The sequence below is a fragment of the Streptomyces fragilis genome (genome assembly GCF_003112515.1).
Lineage (GTDB): Bacteria > Actinomycetota > Actinomycetes > Streptomycetales > Streptomycetaceae > Streptomyces > Streptomyces fragilis.
The window spans coordinates 103,534-111,498 of sequence record NZ_BEVZ01000011.1; the positions used below are offsets into that span (position 1 = coordinate 103,534).

The 7,965-nt window shown below is 72.9% G+C and carries 7 protein-coding genes; 5 read left to right on the forward strand and 2 right to left on the reverse strand.

Annotated elements, in window-relative coordinates:
- Window positions 1–7 precede the first annotated feature (7 nt).
- The 5 genes from Sfr03f_RS28720 (at window position 8) to Sfr03f_RS28740 (ending at window position 5,270) form a co-directional block, all read left to right on the forward strand.
- Window positions 8–421, forward strand: a complete 414-nt coding sequence (locus Sfr03f_RS28720; RefSeq protein WP_108957134.1) for a DUF742 domain-containing protein — start codon at window positions 8–10, stop codon at window positions 419–421.
- 205 nt (window positions 422–626) lie between these two features.
- A complete protein-coding gene (locus Sfr03f_RS28725) occupies window positions 627–1,436 on the forward strand; it encodes a M15 family metallopeptidase (protein WP_108957135.1) in 810 nt (269 codons plus the stop codon).
- A 123-nt stretch (window positions 1,437–1,559) separates the two neighbouring features.
- Window positions 1,560–2,096: an NUDIX domain-containing protein gene (locus Sfr03f_RS28730; RefSeq protein ID WP_108957136.1), complete on the forward strand. Its 537-nt coding sequence runs from the start codon at window positions 1,560–1,562 to the stop codon at window positions 2,094–2,096.
- Window positions 2,097–2,232: 136 nt separating this feature from the next.
- Complete coding sequence (locus Sfr03f_RS28735) at window positions 2,233–4,200, forward strand: acetoacetate--CoA ligase (protein ID WP_108957137.1); 1,968 nt, start codon at window positions 2,233–2,235, stop codon at window positions 4,198–4,200.
- A gap of 125 nt (window positions 4,201–4,325) precedes the next feature.
- The gene (locus Sfr03f_RS28740) at window positions 4,326–5,270 is read left to right on the forward strand and encodes a DUF8829 domain-containing protein (protein ID WP_245967817.1); all 945 of its coding nucleotides are present in this window, start codon (window positions 4,326–4,328) and stop codon (window positions 5,268–5,270) included.
- A gap of 131 nt (window positions 5,271–5,401) precedes the next feature.
- Here Sfr03f_RS28740 and ptsP read toward each other — a convergent pair whose 3' ends face one another.
- Both ptsP and Sfr03f_RS28750 read right to left on the reverse strand, forming a co-directional pair.
- Window positions 5,402–7,078, reverse strand: coding sequence for a phosphoenolpyruvate--protein phosphotransferase (gene ptsP / locus Sfr03f_RS28745; RefSeq protein WP_108957138.1), 1,677 nt, complete (start codon window positions 7,076–7,078; stop codon window positions 5,402–5,404).
- 120 nt (window positions 7,079–7,198) lie between these two features.
- The gene (locus Sfr03f_RS28750) at window positions 7,199–7,651 is read right to left on the reverse strand and encodes a PTS sugar transporter subunit IIA (RefSeq protein WP_108957139.1); all 453 of its coding nucleotides are present in this window, start codon (window positions 7,649–7,651) and stop codon (window positions 7,199–7,201) included.
- Window positions 7,652–7,965: the final 314 nt, after the last annotated feature.

Sequence of the window (7,965 nt, forward strand, 5' to 3'; positions counted from 1 at the left end):
ACCGGGCATGAACGCTGACGGCCCCGCCGACGGGGACCCCACCCAGTGGTTCGACGACGAGGCCGGTCCGGTCGTCCGCCCGTACGCCATGACCCGGGGCCGCACGGCTGCGGCCGCCTGTGAACGGCTTCCGCTGACCGCCATGGTCACCACCCAGCCGGTGAACGACGCGGACGCCGACCCCGAAGTCCTCGCCGCGCTGGTCCCCGAGCACCTGACGGTGCTCGGCCTGTGCCGTGACGCGGCCTGCTCCGTCGTCGACCTGGCCTCCGACCTCGACCTGCCGGTCGGGGTCCTGCGGGTGCTCCTCTCGGACCTGCTCGACCACGGGCTGATCCGCGTTCAGCCGCCCGTCCGGCTGGTCGAGGCGGTCGACGAGACGGTGCTGCGCGACGTCATCGCCGGCCTCCGCGCCCTGTGAACGGAGCCGGCGCAACGGAACACGGCCCGTACCCCCGCCGACTGGGGTACGGGCCGTGCCGTGCCCGGCGAGTGCCGGGCGTGGCGCACTTGTTCCCGTTCCGCGCCGAGTCATGCGTCAAAAATCGGCAAGATTTCCCGTCGACCCCCGGCCGGCCCGGACGATCTCTTCCCCCGGGCGTCCCGGCCCTGGTAGACGGGAGGCCATGAACAGACTTCCCGTCAGCCCCCGTGCCCTGGCCGTGTCGGCCGCGGCCCTGGTCACCATGACCGCCGGAGCGAGCACCGCGCAGGCAGCTCCCGAACCGCACGCGCCGGACGACTTCGTCGCGCTCGGCGAGGTCGACCCGACGATCATCCAGGAGATCCGCTACTTCACCCGGCACAACTTCGTCGGCGAACGCATCGACGGCTACCGTCAGCCGCTGTGCATCCTCACCCGCCCGGCGGCCGAGGCCCTCGGCCGGGCCCAGAGCCGACTGCGCGCGCAGGGCTACAGCCTCAAGGTGTACGACTGCTACCGCCCGCAGCGCGCCGTCGACCACTTCGTCCGGTGGGCCAAGGACGTGGAGGACACCGCGATGAAGGAGGAGTTCTACCCGAACCTCGACAAATCCCGCCTCTTCCCCGACGGTTACATCGCCGAACGGTCCGGCCACAGCCGCGGCTCCACGGTGGACCTGACGGTGGTCGAACTGCCGGCCACCCCCGACCGGCCGTGGGTCCCCGGCGACGGCCTGGAGCCCTGCTTCGCGCCGCAGGACGAGCGCTTCCCCGACAACTCCCTGGACATGGGCACCGGTTACGACTGCTTCGACACCCTCTCCCACACCCTCGACCCGCGTGTCCAGGGCGAGCAGCGCGCCAACCGCATGCTCCTCAAGAACACCCTCGAGGACCTCGGTTTCGTCAACTACGCCGACGAGTGGTGGCACTACACCTACAAGCCGGAGCTCTACCCGGACACCTACTTCGACTTCCCGGTGTCCAGGTCCTCCCTGACACCCGCCCACTGAGCCGGACCGCCGTCCACGGCTCGCCGAACCCCGGTCCGCAGCGCCGGCGACCGGCTCGGCCGCCCTCGCCGCCATCGACCCGATCCGGCGGCGGGGGCGGCGCGGATCGGATAGATTCCGGCCGTGTCCGCCTCCCCGCACCCCGTCGCCGTCCACCCGCCGGGCTCCCACTGCTCCGCCTGCGGAACCCGCTACGGCGAGGCCGTATCCGGCTGGCCCCGCACCTGCCGCGCCTGCGGAACGGTCGCCTACCGCAACCCGCTCCCGGTCGCCGTCGCCCTGCAGCCGGTCCGCGACGCCGAGGGCACCGGCCTGCTGGTCATCGTCCGCGCCATCGAGCCCGCGCTCGGCGGCACCGCCCTGCCCGGCGGCTTCGTCGACCACCAGGAGGACTGGCGGCGGGCCGTGGTCCGCGAACTCCACGAGGAGACCGGCCTGGTGGCCGACGCCGACGACGTCCGGCCGGCCGACGTGCTGAGCTCTCCCCACGGCCACCTGCTGGTCTTCGGCCTCCTCCCCGAACTGCGCGCGGCCTCGCTCCCGCCGTTCGTCCCCACCGCCGAGACCACCGACCGCGCACTGCTCCGCGAGCCCGCCGACCTGGCCTTCCCGCTGCACACGGTGGCCGTCCGCAACTGGTTCGAGGGCCGCTACTCCTGAACCAACGCGTGGTGCGGAGCCCCACACGTTGGCTGGGGACTATGTGGCGGGCACCCTGGTACCGAAGACGATCACATGGCATCGTCCTCTCTGCCGCGTCATGCGCCCACAGGCGCTGGATCCCGGGAGTCGCACCATGTCCACCCAGAACCCCGCCCCGCTCTGGCAGCCCACGCCGCAGCGGGCCGCCGAGGCCCGGATCACCCGGTTCCAGGCCTGGGCCGCCGAACACCACGGAGCCCCGGCGGACGGCGGATACCCCGCCCTGCACCGCTGGTCCGTGGAGGAGCTGGAGACCTTCTGGAAGGCCGTCACCGAATGGTTCGACGTCCGCTTCTCCACGCCGTACACCCGCGTCCTCGGCGACCGCTCGATGCCCGGCGCCACCTGGTTCCCCGGCGCCACCCTGAACTACGCGGAACACGCGCTCCGGGCCGCCGCCGAGCGGCCCGACGAACCGGCCCTGCTCCACGTCGACGAGAGCCAGGAGCCGCGCCCCGTCACCTGGGCCGAACTTCAACGGCAGGTCGGGTCGCTGGCCGCCGAACTGCGCGCCCTCGGCGTCCGGCCCGGGGACCGGATCAGTGGCTACCTGCCGAACGTCCCGCAGGCCGTCGTCGCCCTGCTCGCCACCGCGGCGGTGGGCGGCGTGTGGACCTCCTGCGCCCCCGACTTCGGCGCGCGCAGCGTCCTGGACCGCTTCCAGCAGGTCGAACCCGTCGTCCTCTTCGCCGTCGACGGCTACCGCTACGGGGGCAAGGAGCACGACCGCCGGGAGACCGTCGCCGAGCTGCGCCGGGAACTGCCCACCGTGCGCGCCGTCGTGCACATCCCGCTGCTCGGCACCGACGCCCCCGAGGGCGCCCTGGAGTGGTCGGCGCTGACCTCCGCGGACACCGCCCCGGTCTTCGAGCAGGTGCCGTTCGACCATCCCCTGTGGGTGCTGTACTCGTCCGGCACCACGGGACTGCCCAAGGCCATCGTGCAGTCCCAGGGCGGCATCCTCGTCGAGCACCTCAAGCAGCTCGGCCTGCACTGCGACCTGGGACCGGGGGACCGGTTCTTCTGGTACACCTCCACCGGCTGGATGATGTGGAACTTCCTCGTCTCCGGCCTCCTCACGGGCACCACCGTGGTGCTCTACGACGGCAGCCCCGGCTTCCCCGACACCGGCGCCCAGTGGCGGATCGCCGAGCGCACCGGCGCCACCTTCTTCGGCACCTCGGCCGCGTACGTCATGGCCTGCCGCAAGGCCGGGGTGCACCCCTCGCGCGACCACGACCTCTCCCGGGTCGGCTGCGTCGCCACCACCGGCTCCCCGCTGCCGCCGGACGGCTTCCGCTGGCTGCACGACGAGGTCCGTGAGGACCTGTGGATCGCCTCCGTCAGCGGCGGCACCGACGTCTGCTCCTGCTTCGCCGGCGCCGTGCCCACCCTCCCGGTCCACATCGGCGAGCTCCAGGCGGCCGGACTCGGCACCGACCTGCAGTCCTGGGACCCGAGTGGCGACCCGCTGGTCGACGAGGTCGGCGAGCTCGTGGTCACCAACCCCATGCCGTCGATGCCGGTCCACTTCTGGAACGACCCGGACGGCAGCCGGTACCACGACAGCTACTTCTCGACCTACCCCGGCGTGTGGCGCCACGGCGACTGGATCACGATCACCTCCCGCGGGTCGGTGGTCATCCACGGCCGCTCCGACTCCACGCTGAACCGGCAGGGCGTCCGGATGGGCTCCGCGGACATCTACGAGGCCGTCGAGCGACTCCCGGAGATCAAGGAATCACTGGTCATCGGCGTCGAACTGCCGGACGGGGGCTACTGGATGCCGCTGTTCGTCCATCTCACGCCGGGCGCGGCCCTCGACGAAGCGCTGATGGACAAGGTGCGGCGGACCATCCGTGAGCAGCTGTCACCCCGGCACGTCCCCGACGAGATCATCGAGGTCCCGGGCATCCCGCACACCCTCACCGGCAAGCGCATCGAGGTCCCGGTGAAGCGACTGCTGCAGGGTGTCCCCATCGAGAAGGCGGTCAACCCGGGGTCCATCGACGACATCGCACTGCTGGCCTTCTACGAGGAGCTCGCCCGCAAGCGCGCCTGAGGCTCCCGTCCCGCCGGGTCCGCCGCCCGTCGGGGCAAGGGCCCGGCTCTCCGCCGTCGTCACTGTCAGTGGCGACGGTTACGGTGAGTGAGCAATGTTCGACCGCTCGCACACTTGGGGGAAGCATGTCCCGTACCCACGCCGACACCGACGGCGGCTCCCGCACCGGCCGCGGGTCCCGCTCCGGCCGCGGATGTCGCCGCAATCAGCGCCGTGCCCTGCGCCGCGAGGTGGCCGGCACCATCGGTCTGCTGACCGACGAGCACGACTTCGCGGCCATGCTCGGCTACCGGAGCTTCGCCTTCGACGACCACCGGACCTATCTCGACCAGATGGAAGCCCTCCTGAGGTCGCGGGCCGCCGAGGGCAGCCACACCAGCGTGGCCCTCTTCGATCCGACGGAGTACGAGGTCTGGTGCGGCGAGGCCGGACTCGACCCCGACGCGGTCGCCAGCCGCGCCCGCTTCACCGCCGAGCTCGCCGCCACCGGGCCGACCGTGCCCTACGACGGGCGTCCCCTCGCGGACCTGGTGCCGGACCTGGTGGAAGAGGCCGTCCGCCAGGCCACCTGGGAGTACACGACGGAGGTGCTGGCCGGTCTCGGTCCGTGCCCCGAGTGCGGGGAGGACCTCGGCCGGCTCGCCCTCGCCCACGCCGCCGAACTGCTGGCCGCGGCCCTCGACACGGCGCCCGCCGGCTCCCTCCACCTGGTCTGCAGCGTGAGCGCCCTTCCCCAGGCGCTGTTCAGCGTCCTCGACGCGCAGCGAGGAGAGGACGGCGAGGTGGAGATCGACGAGGGCGAGGCCCTGGAGTTCACCGCCGTCCTGGCCCTCGGCATCGCCACCCGCAGCCCCGGCGGCCTGGTGCTGCGGACCATCGCCGCCGGCCGGTCCGACCAGGTCCACGGCTGGCGCCTGCGGCCCGAAGGGCTGGAACCGCTCACCGCCGGCGAGGTCTTCGACGCCTACTGCACCGACGTCACCACCGGTGAACCGATCGCGCCCGAGTCCGACGTCGACTACTGCGCACCACCCGATCTCGGGGCGGTGGCACCGCACCATCCGCACTGACCCGGTCTCGAAGGGCCGGGTGCCCCACGGCCCGCAGCGACCCGGTCCCGGGGCGCCGGCGCCGGGTGCCCCGCAGCGAGCAGCGGGGCACCCGGCCCCGCCGGCACTCCAGCGGCGGGGCCGCGCCGCACTCACTCCCCGGACAGCACCGCCCGCGCCGCGAGCCTGGCCTCCTCGGGGCTGTCCGCCGAGCGTGCCGCGGCAGCCGCCCGCCGGCACTGGGCCAGGGTGCAGGTGGCCAGCGCCGCCCGGACCCGCGACAGCGCGGACGGAGCCATGGACAGGGAGGTGACCCCGAGGCCGGTCAGCACACAGGCGAGCAGCGGATCCGCCGCCGCCTCGCCGCACACGCCGCAGCTCTTCCCCTCGGCACGGGCGGCCTCGGCCGTCATCGCCACCAGGTCGAGCAGCGCCGGGTGCCACGGGTCCTGCAGCCGGGACAGCGTCGCCGCCTGGCGGTCCGCGGCGAAGGCGTACTGCGCCAGATCGTTCGTGCCCACGGAAAGGAACTCGACCTCACGCAGCAACGCACGCGCCCTCAGCGCGGCCGACGGCGTCTCCACCATGACGCCGACCGAGGCCCGGACCCCCGCCGCCCGGCACGCCTCGGCGAAGGCGCGTGCGTCGTCCCGGTCGGCCACCATCGGCGCCATCACCTCGAGGTGCACCGGCAGGCCCTCCGCCGCCTTCGTCAACGCCAGCAGCTGCGTCCGCAGCACCTCCGGGTGCTGCAGCAGCGTCCGGACGCCCCGCATGCCGAGCGCCGGGTTGGGCTCGTCGGCGGGGGAGAGGAAACCGAGGGGCTTGTCGGCGCCGGCGTCGAGGACGCGCACCACCACACGCCGACCGGGAAAGGCGGAGAGCACCTCGCGGTAGGCCTCCACCTGGCTGCTCTCGGAGGGAGCCTCCTCGCTGCCGGTGGTGCTCAGGGCGAAGAACTCGGTCCTCAGCAGTCCCACGCCCTCCGCCCCGGCCTCCAGCGCGGCCTCGACGTCCGCGGGGCCGCCGATGTTGGCCAGCAGTGGCACCAGGTGTCCGTCGGAGGTGCGGCCCGGGTCCTTCGCGGCGGCCAGCTCCGCCTTCCGCTGCTCGGCCAGGGCGCGCAGCCCGTCCTGCCGGGCGGCGGACGGGTCGACGATCACCTCACCGGTGCTCCCGTCCACCGCCAGGACCGTGCTCTCCGGCAGCTCCGCGGCACCGGGCACCCCGACCACCGCCGGCACCCCGAGGGCACGGGCCAGGATCGCGCTGTGGCTGGTCGGCCCGCCTTCCTCCGTGACGATGCCGAGGACCAGAGCGGTGTCCAGGAGGGCGGTGTCCGCCGGAGCCAGGTCCCGCGCGACCAGGACGTACGGCTCGTCGCTGTCGGGGACGCCGGGCATCGGCACCCCGAGCAGACGCGCCACGATCCGGTTGCGCACGTCCTCCAGGTCGGCGACCCGGCCCGCCAGGTACTCACCCGCGCCCAGCAACAGGTCACGGTAGGCCGCACAGGCGTCGTACACGGCGCGCTCCGCGGTGCTCCCGACGGCCACCCGCCGCTCCACGTCCGCCAGCAGCTCGGGATCCCGAACCATCAGGGCCTGGGCCTCCAGCACCGCCTGCGCGTCGCCGCCGGCCAGGAATCCCCGGGCGGTGAGATCGGCAGCCACCGCCTGCAGGGCCTGGCGCGCCCGCCGCTGCTCCCGCGGGGCCTCCGAGCCGGGAATCTGCCGGGCGGGCGGCTCCAGTACCGCCGTCCCCATGTGCCGGATCTCCCCGATCGCCACCCCGTGGCTGACCCCTACGCCTCGCAGCGTCGTCTCCATCTCACCGTCCACTCGTGCGAGAGCGCACCCGCTGGTGACGCCCGGTTGATCTCTGCATGCCAGTGTGGCTGCCCGCGGCCCACGGGGTCACGAGGGGCGGGGCCGGGCGGAGGCCCGGCGTCACTCCCAGTGGAAGAGCCGATCACCCGAGGCCACGGTGCCGTCCTCGTCGGGGAAGCCGGTCAGCGCGTCGACCATGGCCTCCAGGGCCACAACCGGGCACACCGTCGACCTCCCGGACGCCTCCACGGCCTTCGGATCCCAGCGCACGACGCCGTCCCCGCGCCGCACGGCGTCCCCCTTCCGCAGGAGGAGCTCGAAGCCCTGACCGTTCAGCTGCACGGTGTCGACACCGAGGTGCACGAGCACCCCCCGCCCGTCGTCCGAGACGACGACGAACGCGTGCGGGTGCAAGGACACGAGCGTCCCGTCGAGGGGTGCGACCGCGACCGCCGTCTCCGCCGTGGGCATCACCGCCAGGCCGGGGCCCACCATGGCCTCGGCGAAGACAGGATCGGACACGTTCTCCAGAGAGACGACCCGGCCCGCGAGGGGCGATGTCACGGTGAGCATCAGAAGAGGCCTCCAGAGCCGACGACAGTCACAGCCCGTGGTCGGGCGCCGCGCAGGATGGCAGGGTATGCCGCGGGATGCCCGGGATACGCACCTTGACCCCGTCCGGTGCCTGAAGAGGGTCCCACTGAGCGATTTGCCTCAGGGCGCGGGAGGTGTGTAGAGTATTACACCTGTTCGGAACGAGCGACTGCGAGAGATCGCACCAACGCATCCCGGACAGCACCCCAACTCCTTCAGATCTTCCTCCAAGATCGGCCCTCCGGCATGTGCCGGGGACGGCGATCGAAGAAGAGAAAAAGACTGATAGAGTT